This window comes from Nocardia sp. NPDC056541 (assembly GCF_042794235.1).
Taxonomy (GTDB): domain Bacteria; phylum Actinomycetota; class Actinomycetes; order Mycobacteriales; family Mycobacteriaceae; genus Nocardia.
The window spans coordinates 137,084-152,333 of sequence record NZ_JBHTUD010000004.1 but is presented as its reverse complement, the minus strand read 5'-3'; the positions used below and the strand labels follow the sequence as shown (position 1 = coordinate 152,333).

Below are 15,250 nucleotides of genomic sequence, written 5' to 3'. Positions count from 1 at the left end.
GTCGGTCGACTTGCGCCGGAAGGGTCCCGGCGCCGACAGGTTCGGGAAGCACGACGGTTGACTGTTTCTGAGGGCATGGATTTCGCCGGGTACCGCCTCGAGCGGCGCCTCGGCATGGGCGGTATGGGCACGGTCTACCTGGCCCAGCATCCGCGGCTACCGCGCAAGGACGCGCTGAAAGTGCTGTCCGACAGGCACTCCGGCGATGCGGTGTTCCGTGAGCGCTTCCTGCGTGAGGCCACGATCGCGGCCCGGCTCAACCACCCCAACCTGGTCGCGGTGCGCGATCGCGGTCAGCACGGCGGCCGGTTGTGGATCGCGATGCAGTATGTCGACGGTGTCGACCTCGCCCAGCTGATCCGCCGTGGACCGAGCGCGCTGCCGCTGGAGCGGACGGTCAGGATCGTCGCCGAGGCCGCCAAGGGACTCGACCTGCTGCATCGCAAAGGTGTGCTGCACCGCGACGTGAAACCGGCCAATATCCTTGTCGCCGAACAGGACGGCCGCCCCGACCGGGTGCTGATCACCGACTTCGGCATCGCCAGACCCGCCGACGCGCCCACGGATTCGACCGGCGCCGGGCTCAGCGCGACCCTGGCCTATGCCGCACCCGAGCAGATCAACGGCGGGGCGATCGATCACCGATCCGACGTGTACGCGCTGGGCTGCGTGCTCTACGAACTGCTGACGGGGTCGGTGCCGTTCCCCCGCGACACCCCGGCCGCGGTCATGTACGCCCACCTGAACGAAGCCCCGCCGGCCCTCGACAAGCCCGGGCTCCCACCCGGATTCGACCAGGTGATCGCGACCGCGCTCGCGAAGAACCCCGGCGACCGGTATCCGACCTGTGGCGCCTTGGCCGCTGCCGCGTCGGCCGCCGCGCAGGGGACGGTCCGGCTGGCAGCGGTCCGGGCTCCCGTCCGGCGGCGCCCGCTCGTCTACGGCGCGCTGGCCGCCGCTGTCCTGATCGCGTTGACGGCCGCGGTGCTCGGTATCAGCCGAACCGGTTCCACCGAACACGCGCCGACCGCGATCGCGCTCGGACCGCAAACCGCGGTCGACCCGGTGTCCTGGGGTGCGTACACCTATGTCGCGCAGGCATTTCCGGAGTTGCTGCCTGCCTCACAGTTCGGGACCGGGTACCAGGAGATGTGGGGGTGCAGGCCCTCCGACGCACAGCTGCGGGACCTGCCCGTCGACGTCTTCGTCCCGACCGGCCGGATCATGTGTTTCGGCAATCGTGAACCGGTGCAGACGATCGAACTCGTGTGCAACGCCGACCGCACCCCGATCGCCCCGCCGCCCACCTACGATCGCGCCGAGGGCGACGAACAGTGGACCAGGCCGTCGAGCCACGGAAACCTGCACTGGGGAACCTATCTCGACCTCTACAAGGCCCCGCAGCTGACGGGTTACCTGCGGCTGTACTTCGACGATCCCGACCGCAGCTTCTGCTACATCGTCGTCACCGGCGCGCGGGACGGCACCGAGCTGCGGGCCGCCTGGTGGACGGAGGCACCGCTGTGAGACTCGCACCCCTGGCTCTCGCGCTCGCTGTGATCCTCGCCGCGGTCTCGGGCTGCGCGATGACCGGTGATCCAATGCCCGTGCCGGATCCCGCCACCCTTGATGTCGGCCCCTACAGCCGCTTCCCGCTGCGCGCGCCCGAACGCGGCAGCGAGTATCACGGGCGCGTGGTCGAATCGGTTCGGCTCGGCGAGGCCATCGCCAATCCGGCCAGGGTCGACCCGGCGCTGACCGTGCCCCGCTCACGATCGGGTTCGGACCCCCTGCCGACCGCCGCGAAAGCGGCGGCGCTGCTGGCCAATCCGGTGCGCGCGGTCCTGGAGCGTCACGGCATGCTGGCCGGCTACACCGTCGGCGCCACCGATGCTTCCACCCAATTCTCGATCGGCAGCAGCCGGATTCTGCAGCTCACACTGCTGCGATTTCCCGATGCGGCAGCCGCGGGACTGGCCGCGCAGGAGATCGACTCCGCCGACGCGGCGGTGAGCCCGGACAATGTGGCTGTCACGATCCCCGGGCACCCGGCGGCTCGCGCGCACTGGCGTCCGACGGTTCCGACGCTGGCGGCGACGATGGCCGTGGACTCGTTCGTCGTCACGGTCATGGCCGGGCACACCTCGCCCGACCTCGCCGCCCTGACAACGCTGGCGGGCAGGGCTTTCGAGGAACAGCGCCCGATGCTGCGCGATGTCGCGCTCACACCGCCCGAGCAGTTCGCCGACCTGCCCCTCGACCGTGACGGCATGCTGGGACGGATGGTGCCCGAAGCACCAGGGCGGTGGCCGTTTCCGGTGGTGATTCTCGGCGACTTCAGCGAGGTCGCCGGGTGGGAAAGCCTGCTGCAGGCGCGCGGCATCGTTCTCGGTCCGCGTGCGGGCCACTTCTACCAACCCAGCCGCGAGGTCGCCGAATTGGTCAGCCTGAACCGGTACGACCGCCTGATGCGCTTCGCCGACGCGGCGACAGCGGCCGCCTTCTTCGCCGACCTGCCGAACAACAACGACCAGCTCGCGGTTCCGCCACCGAAGGGCATGGTCGACATCAACTGCGCGGAGTCGACGAGAGACTCGCCGATCACCAAGTTCAGTTGCCGCCTGAAGTACGGCCGCTACGTCGCGCTGGTTTTCAGCCGGGACTACCAGGATGTCCAGCAACGAGCGGCGGCGCAGTACGCGCTGCTGGTGAACAGCGAGTAGAGGCGATGACCGAAACCCTTCCCCCGGGAACCGTTTTCGCCGGCTACCGGATCGAGCGGGTGCTCGGCACCGGCGGCATGGGCACGGTGTATGTGGCCGCGCATCCGCGGCTGCCCCGCCGTGATGCGATCAAGGTGTTGCCCGAGAACGCCGGTGCGGGCGAGGAGTTCCGGGCGCGCTTCCTGCGCGAGGCCGAACTCACCGCCCGGCTCGATCACCCGAACATCGTCTCGGTGCACGACCGCGGGGAGCACGAGGGCCAGTTGTGGATCGCGATGGAGTTCGTGGCGGGGACCGACGTGGCCGCGTTGTTGCGCCACGAGTCACCGATACCGCCGCCGCGGGCCGTGCACATCGTCACCGAGACCGCGCGCGGGCTGGACGAGGCGCACCGCCACGGCCTCTTGCACCGCGATGTGAAACCGGCCAATATCCTGCTCGAGCCGGTCGAGGACGCACCGGATCGAGTGTTGGTCGCCGATTTCGGCATCGCCAGGGCCGCCGGTGACGGCACCGCGCTCACCGCGGTCGGAACGGTGGTGGCGACGCTGGCCTACGCGGCGCCGGAACTGCTGACCGAACAGCGCGTGGATCATCGCGCCGATGTCTACGCTCTGGGCTGCACGCTGTTCGAACTGCTCACCGGTACGAAGCCGTTCCCCCGCGATTCGGTGGTGGCGGTGATGCAGGCGCATCTGATGGCGGTGCCGCCGCGGGCTACGGCCCTCCGGCCGGAACTGCCGCCCGCGATCGACGCGGTGCTGGCCCGCGCGCTGGCGAAGAACCCCGACGAGCGCTATTCGTCGTGCGGCGCACTGGCCGCGGCGGCCGCCGGCGCCTTCGGTGTGGCGGCGGATCACACCGTGGTCGCCGGCGCACCGCCCGCACCGCCCTCGCCCAGCACCGATCGCCCCGTCGTGCCCGCCCCGAAACAGCCTCCGCAGCAACAGACTCCACGGCTGCGGTATGCCGCCATGGCCGGGGCCGTCATCATGCTGGTGCTGGCACTCACCGTCGCCGTGGCGCTCGTCCGCGACCCCGACGGTTCGACCGCGAGCCCCGCCACGCCGACCAGCAGTGCCGGGGTGACCTGGGGGCGGTACGCCTTCATCGCCGATGCGCTGCCCGGGCTGCTGCCTGCTACCCCGACCCGAACCGGACATCAGGGCATTCGATGCGCCGCCATGGGCCTGAACACCGGTGCGGCCGCCGACCTGAATCTGATGCCCGACGAAGTCGCCCGCATCACCTGCACCGGCAACAACGACCCCATCCGCGATGTCGACGTGCGTTGTTCGACGAACCGGCACCCCTTCATCCTCGTGAACGAACCGGGTGCCGTGGTTCTCGGCGACCAGAAGTGGGAACGCGCTACCGGGCGTGGCCGGGTGACCTGGTCGACCATGACCGTGTCCACCGGCGATCTCGGCTTGGTCGGGGTCGGATTCGACGAGCCATCCCGAAACTTCTGCATGGTCGTCGTGATCGGCGCGACAACAGGCCAGGAACTCTACGACCGGTGGTGGCCAGATGCTCCGTTCTGACGACGAGTTCGCCGGATACCGGATCGAACGGCGGCTCGGCGCCGGCGGCATGGGCGAGGTGTACCTCGCGCACCACCCCCGGCTCCCCCGACACGACGCGCTGAAGATCCTGTCCGACCGATACACCGACGACGAGGAATTCCGCGCGCGGTTCTTGCGCGAAGCGGAAGTCGCTGTGCGGCTACAACATCCCAATGTCGTCGCGGTCCGCGATCGTGGCGAGCAGGACGGCCGCCTGTGGATCGCGATGCAGTTCGTCGACGGTGGCGATGTCGCCGAGCTGATCCGGCAGGAGACCGCCGTTCCGGTCGAGCGGGCGCTGCGCATCGTGACCGAGTCGGCGAACGGTCTCGACGAGATCCACCGGGTCGGCCTGCAGCATCGCGACGTGAAGCCAGCGAACCTGCTGCTCACCGCGGAACCGGGCCAACCGGATCGGGTGCTGGTCACCGACTTCGGGATCGCCCGCACCGCCGAGACAGACGGGACTCTCGCCGAGGGTGCCGGATTCACCGCGACACTGGCCTACGCCGCGCCCGAGCTGATCAACGGCGACCCGGTGGACCATCGCGCCGATGTGTACTCGCTGGGGTGCACGCTCTACCAGCTGCTCACCGGGACGGTCCCGTACTCGCGCAGCAGTCCCGCGGCGGTGATGTACGCGCACCTGTCCGACGAACCGCCTCGGCCGTCACGCGAAAACGGCCGGGTACCGGCCGAATTGGACGCGGTGATCGCCACGGCGCTGGCCAAGGACCCCGCGCAGCGCTATCAGAGCTGCGGTGAACTGGCTGCTGCCGCGCGGGCGGCCTGCGTACCCGAAGCCGCTGCCGAGCCGCGCCGACTGCTGACCGGCGTGGCGATCGCAGCCGTAGTGGCCGTGGCGGTGGCGATTTCGCTTGTCATCGGGTTCGCCGGTGACGATCCCGATTCGGCTGCCCCTGCCCGGGTCGCCACCAACTCCGACGCATGGGGCGCGGCCGCGCTGGCCGCCGAGACCTTGCCGAACCTGCTGCCGGTCGCACCGCTGACCGTCGGATACCAGGACGTCAACAGCTGCATACACGTCGACCAGGACGGCACTGCGCTCGCGCTCGATCAGCAGGTCGAGATCGGCGGGGTGCTCTGCCTCGGTGACCGGAACCCCGTCGAAACGCTCTCGGTCGTCTGCCGGTCCGATCGCACCCAGATTCCGGCGTGGACAGCGAATCTGGCTGTAGAGGGCGAGGAACTGTGGACCCGCGACGGTGCGAGCGGAAAGGTGCGATGGGGAACCATCACCGGCGACGAGGGCACGCTCATCGGTCGGCTCGACGTGATGTTCGATGGGCCCGACCGCCAGTTCTGCAAGCTGCGCATCTCCGGCGGCACCTCGGGTTCGGTGCTGTGGCAACGCTGGTGGCCGGATGCGCCACTGGGACAGGGGTAGTCGATGTTCTCGCGGGGTGAGCGAATCCGAACCGTGGCCGTCCTGGCCGCGGCGTTGACGGTGCTGTGCGGGTGCGTGCGACCCGGCGAAGCGGTCCCGCAGCGAGTCGACCTGGCCACCCTTGATGTGGGTTCGAACAGTGTCGACCCGATGACGCCGCCGGCCTCGAGCACCGAGAAGTACGGCAGGGTGCTGGAATCGGTGCGGATGGGTGAGGCGGTGCTCGATCCGGTCGAGGTCGATCCAACCCTGACCAACGGCATCTCCAACCGGACCGCACCGCTGCCCACACCGTTGAAAGCAGCCGGAATTCTGGCCGAGCCGGTCCGCGAAGTGCTCGAATCCCAGGACATGCTGGCCGGATTCGTGGTCAGCGGCAGCGACGCCAACTTTCGTGGCAAAGCACCGGAGATCGGCTCCGCCCGTCTGCTCACCGTATTGCTGCTGCGCTTCCCCGACGACACGAAGGCGCGGCTGGCGGCCAGGCAGATGAACGCCACCGACGCCGCGGTCACCGCCGACAACGTCGCGGCGCGGATCGCGGAGTACCCGGGGGCGTTCGCGCATTGGCGCCCGACCGTGCCGACCATGGCGGCCACCCTCGCGCACGGGTCGTTCGTCGTCAGTGTGCTGGCCGCGCACACCAGCCCGGACCAGGCCGCGCTGCTGGCCATGGTGCGCAAGACCTTCGACGTCCAGCTCCCCCGGCTGCAGGATTTCCAGCCGACCGCGCCGGACCGGTTCGCCGACCTGCCGCTCGATCGCGACGGCATGGTCGCGCGCGTACTTCCCTTCGGCGCCGGGCACTGGCCCCCGCCGACGGTGATCACCGCCGATACCGACGCCAATGCCGGCTGGTCGGCCTCGATCGAGATCGGCGGCGTCGTGCTCGGTCCACGAGCCACCCGGCTGATGAAGCACTTCGGTTTCCAGGATCCGATCGAAGTCGTCGCCGTGAACGGCAACAATGTGGTCGAACGGTTTCCCGACGCGGTCAGCGCGCGCCGGGTCTTCACCAAGGAGCGGCAGGCAGCCAATCCCGCGACGATGATCGACACACCGGTCGGCGTGCCGGATGTCTACTGCAACAAGCTCGATCAGCACCCGGCGTCACCCGCCCAGGTCTACTGCCATGTGCTCTACGGCAGATACACCGCCTCGATCATCGGCCGCAGCCCGGCGCACGCCGCACAGCAGAGCGCGGCCCAGTACGCGCTGCTGGTGCGCAGTGAATAGCCGCCCGCTGCCGCCGGGCACGGTCTTCGCCGGGTACCGGATCGAGCGGGTACTCGGCGTCGGTGGCATGGGCACCGTCTACGTCGCCGCCCACCCCCGGCTCCCGCGCCGCGACGCGGTGAAGGTGCTGTCGGCGGAATTCGGCGCCGACCCCGAGTTCCGGGCGCGCTTCGGTCGCGAAGCCGAACTCGCCGCGCGGCTGGACCATCCGAACATCATCGGCGTCTACGACCGTGGCATCGAACACGGTCAACTGTGGATCGCGATGCGCTTCATCGACGGCCCCGACGCCGCCACCCTGCTGCGCGACCGCGCGCTCACCCCGCACCGTGTCGCGCATCTGGTCACCGGGGTGGCTCGTGGACTCGATCACGCGCACCGGGCCGGGATGCTGCACCGCGATGTCAAACCGGCCAATATCCTGGTCGAATCCATTCCGGGACAACCGGATCGGGTCGCGGTCACCGATTTCGGCATCGCCAAGGCCGCGGCCGCGACGACGCTGACCCAGGCCGGAACCATTCTGGCGACCGTCGCCTACGCGGCCCCCGAGCAGCTCACCGGCACGGCGATCGATCACCGTGCCGATATCTACGCGCTCGGCTGCACCCTCTACGAATTGCTGACCGGCGCCAAACCGTTCCCGCGACCGAGCGTCGACGCGGTGATCGCGGCACACCTGCACGACCCGCCACCCCGCCCGAGCGCGGTGGCCGGGGAGCTGCCGCGCCGGATCGACGACGTTATCGCCCGCGCGCTGGCCAAGAATCCGCAGCGGCGCTATCCGAGCTGCGGCGCGCTGGCCGCCGATGCCGCCGCCGCCCTGGGCGTCGCCACCGACGCGGTAGCGGTGGTGGGGCATCGACCGGCGCGTCGCCGTCGCCTCGGCATCGTGGTCGGCGCGCTGACGGCGGCGATCGCGGCGATCGTCACGAGTGTGGTTGTGCTGAATCGTGATTCGCCCGAGGAGAACACAGCTGCGGCGACCTCGACGGCTCCGATCGACCCGAATTCCTGGGCGGCCCACCAGTGGGTCGTCGACGCTTTCCCCGAGCTGCTGCCGAAATCTCAGACAGACAGCGGCTACCAGGGCCTGCGGTGCAGCGCCGTCGACGGCAACCAACGTCCCATCGACGCGCGTCAGACCCGCGATTCGCTGAACGCACTCGCCTGCAACGGTGACCAGAACCCGGTGTTCCGCTTGTTGCTCACCTGCGGAACCGACGAACCGGTGGAACGCTACGTCTCCTCCGCCACCGCGGTTTTCGTCGGCGAGGAGGACTGGCAACGGCCCAGCGGCCGCGGACACGCCCGCTGGAACGACGCACAGGGAGTGGCGGGACCGACAGGCGAGATGCTGGTCGAGTTCGAGAACGGCACCCGATCCCGGTGTGCCCTCGCAGTCTCGGGCGGCACCTCGGGCCAGGACCTCTACGACCGATGGTGGCGCAACGCCCCGCTCTGAACGGGTCGTCGATGTCGGTCGAATTCGGTCTGCGGAAGCAATACAGTGGCCGCATGCGTGGACGTTTTCGAATCCTGGCGTTCTCGAGCGCCGCGGCAGCGCTGTCGCTGCCGGTTCTCTCTACTGCGGCCGCCGACCCGATACCCCAGCCCGGCGGCTGCGCGGAGGTCCGAGTCGTCACCGTCCGTGGCACCCTCGAACCGCAGTCCGGCAGCCGGCTGCTCACTCCGCTGGGCGAGCGGATCGCCCAGGAATCCGGCCGCCGCACCACGGTGGGTGAACTCGAGTATCCGGCCTCGATGAGCCCGGACAGCTCCGTCCAAGGAATCGCGAATCTCACCGCGCTCCTGAACGCGACCGCCGCCGCGTGCCCTGACCAGCAGCTCGTTCTACTCGGCTACTCGCAAGGCGCACGCGTGATCGGCAACGCCCTTTCCGCGCGAACCACGTTGACCGAACAGGCGGCCACGCGAGTCCGTGCCATCGCCCTGTTCGGCAGCCCGCTGTTCAACGGCGCCGAACCCTACAACCGCGGCAGCTTCGATCCCGCGCTGTCCGGCACCGGGTCCTTGCGCCTGGGCGCGCTCACGGAATTCGCCGATCGCCTGCGCGACTATTGCAATACCGGCGACCGCGTCTGCCAGGGTGGCGACCCGGCCGCCGGGTTCGGAAATGCGCTGAGCTACGGCCACTTCATGTACTTCCTCAATGACACCCGCGACCAAGCTGCGGCGTTCGTCCGCGAACAGCTCGGCGAATAGCCCGGGTATCGGTGGAGGCAGATCGCGGCGCACGCCCCGATGTACTGGGGCGTGGGTTCTTACGTCCGGGTTCTCGGCGTCGTCGGCGGGGTCCTTGCCTCGCTGCGGTGCTGGTCCCACCAGGAGTCGCTGTCGTGCTGGGCGGGGGGCGAACCTTTGGACGACGACGGCGCACCGGGTATGCCGAGGACTCTCAGCCGCCAGTCGTCCTCACGGATCGCTGCCACGATACGAACGGGAATGACTGCCGTGAGCAACAGATAGTTACCCACGCAGATCATCAGGCAGATCGGGGGAACGGACACCACGATCGCGGTGCCGAGGGTTCCCATCTCGATCGGATCGCGGGAGATGGAGAGCAGGTTTCCGCAGATGCTCGACAGCACGGCGCCGACAAGCAGCAACTCGTAGACCCGCACCAGCGACGTGGCCTTCTCATCGCGGATACCCACCAGCGTGATGAACGTGCAGGCGACCAGCGCCACGGTGAGACCGACCACCACCGGCCACAGCCAGGTCAGGTGCTCGGGAACTCCGGCTACCCGCGCGAGGGTGGAGGTGAAGGTGAAGGATGCGATTGCCGCGGCGACGACCAACGCTGACCCTAAGCCCACTAGCAGCTTCGGTACCGTGACGGGAATAGGGCGGGGGAAAGGGTCCGTGTGGTCCATCAGGCTCCATCCTACGGTCTACGGTCACCAAATGTGCAGGCACTCAACAGAGTACGTGCCCGCGCAGAGTACGAATCGCCGCAGAATTCGTCCTGGGGGCGCTGCCTCTCGCCGCGCACGCCGTTACCGACCAGTCAGTGTGTATCCAGTGGTCGGCCGACACGCCGGACGCCGCGCGATAAGCTGACCGCGACGCGCACACGGAAGGCGGCCATGACCGGAGGGACCAGGGCTTCGCGACCGGCCGAGCCGGTGTCCAAGCGCAAGGCGGCGGCGGCCGGTCGCGGGGCACGCAGGCTCGGAGTCGAGGACTGGACGGCCGCCGCACTCGGCCTGCTGCTGCGAAAGGGCGTCGCCGCCATCACCATTTCCACCCTGTGCGACGAACTCGGCGTGACCAAGGGCAGCTTCTACTGGCATTTCGACGGCATCGATCAACTCCTGGAGACCACCGCGCAGTTCTGGTGCGCCGACCACAACGACGCGGCGCGCGGCTTCCACGACCTCGACGAGCTGCCACCGCAGCAGCGGTTGGCCCGCATGGGCGAGTTGCTCACCGGAGAACGGGTCTGGCAGGTCGAACTCGCGGTCCGGGACTGGGCCCGAACGAACGCCAAGGTGGCCGAGGCCGTGAAAGCCCTGGATCAGCGGATATTTCACACACTGTCCGACACCCTCGTCGATATGGGGTTCTCGACCGAGCAGGCACAGATGCGGGCGGGTCTGATGTGCTTCGCCGGAATCGGCTTCGTGCACGGGAACCAGAACCTGCCCGTACCGACCGAGGAGCAACGCCGCGAGTTCTTCCGATTCATCACCAGCGGGGAGACACCGGGCTGACCGTCCGGGGCGCGCGGTGCCGGTCAGGTCAGCGCGACCAGTTCGTGCAGGGTCGAGCCGGTTCGTCGCTGCGTTCCCGCGGCGGTGCGCACGCTGAGGTCGAAGGTGGATTCGAACCGAAAGTAGCCGGGGTGCCCGACCAATCGGTGCATCAGTGGCTTGATCACCCGCGATCGCACCACCGGAAGATCGTCGAGCAGGTCGTGGGCGTGGATGACGCGCACCACGTCCAACCGGAGGTCGAGCTGATCCGGTACATGCAGTTCGACCCATTCGGGATAGGTGCGTCCTGCGGTCACATCGAAGCGTTCCGGGCCCTCGATGAGCCTGGTCTCGCCGGTGGACAGCACGATCTCGTCGTGGTGGGCCAGCATCAGCGGGCTGATCTCGTGTCCGCCTCTGCGCTGCTGGGTCAGCACCGAGGCGAACAGCAGCGAGTAGTCCTCGACATAGAGCCGCCCCCAATGCCAGCGCTCGATGATCTTCTTCATGTCGCCGACACCCCAGTTGTGGTCGTGATAGCCACGCCCGGTGACCTCGTGCCGCACGCCGTCGAGCTCGATCGCGCCGGTCACCCGCGCGCGGGGAGCAGCGACCATCCAGCCGAAGGAATCCTTGGTGCCGAAGCGGGTTTCACCTTTGCCCGGCATCCAACCGGGTACCTCGTTGTGGAATCGCAGATCGAACTCGATGCCGCCCTCGGCCATCCGCAGGTGATGGCTCACCTGCCCGTCGGCGTCGGACACGGTGCGTGCGGTGTTGTGACCGATGCGCACGTCGCACCCCTCGGCCGAGAACGAGGTGGCCGAACGCGGGTAGCGCTGCGATACCTGACGCAAGGTGCCGTCGGGCGAATAGACCATCATCTCCACCCAGGGCCTGGCCAGGGGCAGATCCTCGGGCCTGCGTTTGATCAGGAACCCGATCACCACGTGCCCGGTGTCGAGGTGCGCGTCGAAGTACCAGTGTTCGAAGGCCAGTGTGCTCGACGACGGATGTAACGCGTTGTGCCGAGGCTCGACCGGGGTCAGCACGCCGTCGCGACGTCCCGGCCCGTTCCACACTTCGACGATGGGGGCAGTGCTCATGGCTACCTTCGGTGGGTTCATCGGCGCAGTGCGCCGCTGGCGTCGAATGCGGCGGTGCGGCCCTGCATCTGGGCTCGATACCAGTTCTCGCGATGCGCGAGCATCAGTTTCTCGTGCGCCCGCGCGAACGGCGGACAGACCCGGCGCACGATCTCCATCACGGTGATCAGCGGGAATCGCGCGATCGGAACGATGATCCACGGCAACGCGGGCGGCATGGTGTAGCGCCGACGGGTTCCCGGCGCCATGTACATCGCGGAGTACACGGAATTGATCCGGTAGTTGTACATTTCGCGCAACCGGGTCAGGCCACGGTGCCCGTCGCGGGGCGCGAACGCCGCCGGATACGACTCGATCAATTCCGTACCGTGCTGACCCGCGTCGTAGGAACGCGAGACCATCGTCATGGCCAGCACCCGCAGCGCGTCGCGCACGGTCTCGGGGTACCAGCGCAACCGCACACCGAGCAGGTGGCCCATGTACTTCTGGAAGTGCAGCAGCGCACGGATTTCCGAGGGCGTCGTCTGGTAGCCCAGCGCCCACAGGCCCAGTCCGGGGGTCACACTGCCTGCCAGCAGGGTCAGCATCTGGTAGGTCTGGCTGATCGGCAAGCCCCACCGCCGCATGTCCCATTCGGGATGGTCGGCGACCTTCGCCCGCACCGAAACGTGCATGACGCGGACCTTCAGCGCGGTGGCCCGGCCCGCCGATCCCGGGGTGAGCAGCGCATCGGGGGCCGAGACGTCCATCCAGAAGCGGGTGGTCTCCAGGAACCGGCGCAGCGCGCTGTCTCCGGCGTAGCCGCCTGCCAGTGACAACGGGGTCGCGACCGCGGCTTCGGTGTACATCTCGAGGGTTTCGGCCCCGGCGAAGCTGAACAGCATGGTGCCCCAGCGCCGCCAGATCGCCGCGCCCTGTTCCACCAGTTCGGGGACCACCCAGTCGGGCACTGTTTCGAACTCGGCGAACAACGCGCGCATGGATTCCGGTGCGTCCGCGACGGCGTCGATGCCCTCGGCCAGCGCTGTCTCCAGCATCGCCCGCCCGGCTTTCGATCCGATCTCGCCGTGCATCACCTCGGCGACGAATCGCTCGGCCACCGGGTCACCCGCGAACAGGTCTTCGCACATGGCCGCAGCCTGCTCGTCGCTGGGGAACAGCGGTTGCCGGGTCACGGCCGCGAAAGCGCGTTCGATCCGTCGCACTGCCGGCGTGCCACGGGCCTCCCAGTAGCGAAAGGCGGTGGGACATCTCGACGGCGCTCGCACGGTGTCCACGCTGCTCGCGGCGCGGGTCGCGACCCGCTGGAGATGATCCTCGACGAACTCGGCCAATGTCGGCCTCCTGACGTGAAATTCGCTGAACGACCCCGCTGGGCGTCACGTCCACCGACCATACTATGAAGCACACTTATCCATACCTGAAAGTATGGAAGCGTGTGGCACGATCGTCGGTGCCCGCGGCCGATGTCATCGGCCGCCATCCGACACCGGAGGAACACCGATGGGACTCGAGAACGAGGAGTTCGACTGTGCCAGTCCACCATTGGCGCTCTCCCCCACCGACGCCCGCCGGTACTGGTCCGACCATCGCCACCACGAGTGCGAGCTCGGCGCCGCCGCGTGGGCGGTCCTGAACGGATCCCGGGGTCTGCCCTGGCCGGAAACACTCCAACTGCGCACCCCCCTGGACTGGCTGGATGCCTACCAGCATCGAGGACTACCGACCGAGGTCACCGCCGACGGAACAGGCGTGCAGCTGGTGTGCGACGACACGGTCACCGCGCTGCTCGTTCCCGCCGGGCTGGCCGCCGCCACCTACGACCGCAACGCGCTGGCGGTACCGACCCTCGCCACGGCGCCTGCCTGCGTTCCGCTGCACCGCTGGGCGATGCTCACCCGAACCTCTCCCCTGTCCGACGATGCCATCGGGGCACTCACCGATCTCCACATCACCGTCCTCGCACCCGGTGATCGACTGCGGCTACCCACCGGCCCCGACGCCGGCCTCGACCCACCCCACTACTGGCACGAATGGCCCCGCCGGTCCACCTCCGGCAAACCATCCCTAGTCCTGTTGCTCCAAGTCGCCAACATGCTGCTGACCACCGGCACAACCGGACGTCGTCTGGCGTCGGTCAACGGCCGCCTCGAAGTCCTGCGCGACCGGTGATCGCGGGCCGGCGTTGCCTGCCGACCGCACCCGGCAGAAGGGCGGTGCCCACTGCTCAAGGGACCGCCGGCGGGCGTTCGGGGACCAGGAGCGTGGCGATCTCCGTGCCGATGCCGACGGCGTTGTTCTGATCGGAGTCGGAGGTGGGGCCGAGGGTGTCGTAGACGACGACGGTGGTCTCGGTTTTCGTGTCGTAGAAGGCGACGCCGTCGTACCCGCCGTAGGACGGGTTCATATACAGCCAGTCGGCGAGGTGGACCACACCGAAGGCGAAGTATTTTTCGGTGGTGAACGGGCCGAGGCCCGCGGTCGACGGGCCCATCATCTGCTGGAACTGGTCGGGGGTGAGTCGTTCGCCGGTGCCGAGGGCGCGGACCCAGCGGCCGACGTCGCCGACGGTGGAGTTCATGTTGCCGCTGTGCAGGAAGGCGGTGGGGTTCCAGAAGGTGGAGTCTTCGAAGAAGTTTCGTTCGTTGGTGTAGCCGTGCAGGATCGGTTCGTCGACCTGCGGGGTGAGTACTACCTTGCTGTCATGCATGCCCAGTGGGACGGTGATGTGCTCGGCGATCAGCTCGCCGAGAGGCTTGCCCGCTGCCTTCTGCAGGACCTCGCCGAGCACGACCAGATCGCTGTGGGCGTAGGCGAAACTGGTGCCCGGCTCGAACAGCGGCGGGCGGGCATTGGCGCATTCGAGCAGTTGCGGCGCGGTCCATTCGCGGATCGGGTTCTCGCCGAAGATCTTCAGGAACTCCGGTTCGGTCACATAGTCGGAGATCCCGGAGGTGCTGTCGGCGAGCATCCGCGCAGTGATCTTGTCCGCGCGCGGGAAATCGGGCAGCCAGCGGGCGATGGGTTCGTCGAGTTTCAGCACGCCCTGGCCGTCGAGTCGCCACAGGACCGTGGACAGCATGGGTTCCATCGGCTGGCCGACGCGCAAGCGCATCTCCGCGGTCGCGGGCACACCGAGCGGTGATCCGCCCAGCGCGCCCAAGGCGATCTGCTCACTGCCCCGCCATGCGCCGTAGACCGCGGAGCTGAGATCGAGTTCGGTCATCTTGGCGCGAACGATGTCGGCGATCTTCGCCGCTTCGGCACTCTCGACCGCCGAAGACGCGGAGCCGCCGGACATGTCCTCCGCACCGCAGCCGCCCGTGGCGATGGCGAGCACGACCGCGAGCACCGCACATGCTCTGCGGCATCCGCGATGCCTGGGCGACTTGCTCATGACAGAGATCCCTTCGTCGAGGAACGCTCACGATCACAGCAAGGTCGAATCTACGCGCCCATCGGTCTCGACCGACTCAGGCTCGTCAGGACCTTG

13 protein-coding genes are annotated in these 15,250 nt (G+C 68.4%); 9 read left to right on the top strand and 4 right to left on the bottom strand.

The annotated features are described in order from the left end of the window. The first annotated feature begins 57 nt into the window (after positions 1-57). From ACFQ9R_RS08450 to ACFQ9R_RS08420, 7 genes are read left to right on the top strand one after another with little or no spacing between them, the layout of a single operon-like run. Positions 58-1,527, top strand: coding sequence for a serine/threonine-protein kinase (locus tag ACFQ9R_RS08450; protein WP_378989683.1), 1,470 nt, complete (start codon positions 58-60; stop codon positions 1,525-1,527). Further along, entirely contained in the window at positions 1,524-2,723 is a 1,200-nt protein-coding gene (locus ACFQ9R_RS08445; RefSeq protein WP_378989682.1) for a hypothetical protein, read from the top strand. Before ACFQ9R_RS08450 ends, ACFQ9R_RS08445 begins: the two co-directional genes overlap by 4 nt. Before the next feature lie 5 nt (positions 2,724-2,728). Further along, positions 2,729-4,267 (top strand): serine/threonine-protein kinase, encoded by a 1,539-nt coding sequence (locus tag ACFQ9R_RS08440; protein ID WP_378989681.1) that lies wholly within the window; start codon positions 2,729-2,731, stop codon positions 4,265-4,267. Continuing rightward, a complete protein-coding gene (locus ACFQ9R_RS08435) occupies positions 4,254-5,696 on the top strand; it encodes a serine/threonine-protein kinase (RefSeq protein ID WP_378989680.1) in 1,443 nt (480 codons plus the stop codon). The genes ACFQ9R_RS08440 and ACFQ9R_RS08435 overlap by 14 nt, the downstream gene beginning before the upstream one ends. Before the next feature lie 3 nt (positions 5,697-5,699). Further along, positions 5,700-6,932 carry a hypothetical protein gene (locus tag ACFQ9R_RS08430; protein ID WP_378989679.1) on the top strand — a complete coding sequence of 411 codons (1,233 nt, stop codon included), beginning with the start codon at positions 5,700-5,702 and terminating at the stop codon, positions 6,930-6,932. Further along, positions 6,925-8,397, top strand: coding sequence for a serine/threonine-protein kinase (locus tag ACFQ9R_RS08425; RefSeq protein ID WP_378989678.1), 1,473 nt, complete (start codon positions 6,925-6,927; stop codon positions 8,395-8,397). The genes ACFQ9R_RS08430 and ACFQ9R_RS08425 overlap by 8 nt, the downstream gene beginning before the upstream one ends. A gap of 53 nt (positions 8,398-8,450) precedes the next feature. Then, positions 8,451-9,158: a cutinase family protein gene (locus tag ACFQ9R_RS08420; protein ID WP_378989676.1), complete on the top strand. Its 708-nt coding sequence runs from the start codon at positions 8,451-8,453 to the stop codon at positions 9,156-9,158. Between the two features lie 59 nt (positions 9,159-9,217). Here ACFQ9R_RS08420 and ACFQ9R_RS08415 read toward each other — a convergent pair whose 3' ends face one another. After that, positions 9,218-9,772: a hypothetical protein gene (locus ACFQ9R_RS08415; RefSeq protein WP_378989675.1), complete on the bottom strand. Its 555-nt coding sequence runs from the start codon at positions 9,770-9,772 to the stop codon at positions 9,218-9,220. A gap of 270 nt (positions 9,773-10,042) precedes the next feature. Between ACFQ9R_RS08415 and ACFQ9R_RS08410 the strand changes: the two genes are divergently transcribed. After that, the gene (locus ACFQ9R_RS08410; RefSeq protein WP_378989673.1) at positions 10,043-10,669 is read left to right on the top strand and encodes a TetR/AcrR family transcriptional regulator; all 627 of its coding nucleotides are present in this window, start codon (positions 10,043-10,045) and stop codon (positions 10,667-10,669) included. Between the two features lie 23 nt (positions 10,670-10,692). Here the strand turns inward: ACFQ9R_RS08410 and ACFQ9R_RS08405 are convergent, their stop codons facing one another. Both ACFQ9R_RS08405 and ACFQ9R_RS08400 read right to left on the bottom strand, forming a co-directional pair. Then, complete coding sequence (locus ACFQ9R_RS08405; RefSeq protein WP_378989672.1) at positions 10,693-11,757, bottom strand: lipocalin-like domain-containing protein; 1,065 nt, start codon at positions 11,755-11,757, stop codon at positions 10,693-10,695. 17 nt (positions 11,758-11,774) lie between these two features. Then, a complete protein-coding gene (locus ACFQ9R_RS08400) occupies positions 11,775-13,034 on the bottom strand; it encodes an oxygenase MpaB family protein (protein WP_378990007.1) in 1,260 nt (419 codons plus the stop codon). Between the two features lie 226 nt (positions 13,035-13,260). Here ACFQ9R_RS08400 and ACFQ9R_RS08395 point away from each other — a divergent pair, with 226 nt between their 5' ends. After that, a complete protein-coding gene (locus ACFQ9R_RS08395) occupies positions 13,261-13,929 on the top strand; it encodes a hypothetical protein (protein WP_378989671.1) in 669 nt (222 codons plus the stop codon). A gap of 55 nt (positions 13,930-13,984) precedes the next feature. Here ACFQ9R_RS08395 and ACFQ9R_RS08390 read toward each other — a convergent pair whose 3' ends face one another. After that, entirely contained in the window at positions 13,985-15,154 is a 1,170-nt protein-coding gene (locus tag ACFQ9R_RS08390; RefSeq protein ID WP_378989670.1) for a serine hydrolase domain-containing protein, read from the bottom strand. Positions 15,155-15,250 lie beyond the last annotated feature (96 nt).

Coding starts and splice junctions, on each gene's coding strand:
- ACFQ9R_RS08440 (WP_378989681.1), top strand. CDS start 2,729: ATGACCGAAACCCTTCCCCCGGGAACCGTTTTCGCCGGCTACCGGATC.
- ACFQ9R_RS08435 (WP_378989680.1), top strand. CDS start 4,254: ATGCTCCGTTCTGACGACGAGTTCGCCGGATACCGGATCGAACGGCGG.
- ACFQ9R_RS08430 (WP_378989679.1), top strand. CDS start 5,700: ATGTTCTCGCGGGGTGAGCGAATCCGAACCGTGGCCGTCCTGGCCGCG.
- ACFQ9R_RS08420 (WP_378989676.1), top strand. CDS start 8,451: ATGCGTGGACGTTTTCGAATCCTGGCGTTCTCGAGCGCCGCGGCAGCG.
- ACFQ9R_RS08410 (WP_378989673.1), top strand. CDS start 10,043: ATGACCGGAGGGACCAGGGCTTCGCGACCGGCCGAGCCGGTGTCCAAG.
- ACFQ9R_RS08405 (WP_378989672.1), bottom strand. CDS start 11,757: ATGAGCACTGCCCCCATCGTCGAAGTGTGGAACGGGCCGGGACGTCGC.
- ACFQ9R_RS08395 (WP_378989671.1), top strand. CDS start 13,261: ATGGGACTCGAGAACGAGGAGTTCGACTGTGCCAGTCCACCATTGGCG.
- ACFQ9R_RS08390 (WP_378989670.1), bottom strand. CDS start 15,154: ATGAGCAAGTCGCCCAGGCATCGCGGATGCCGCAGAGCATGTGCGGTG.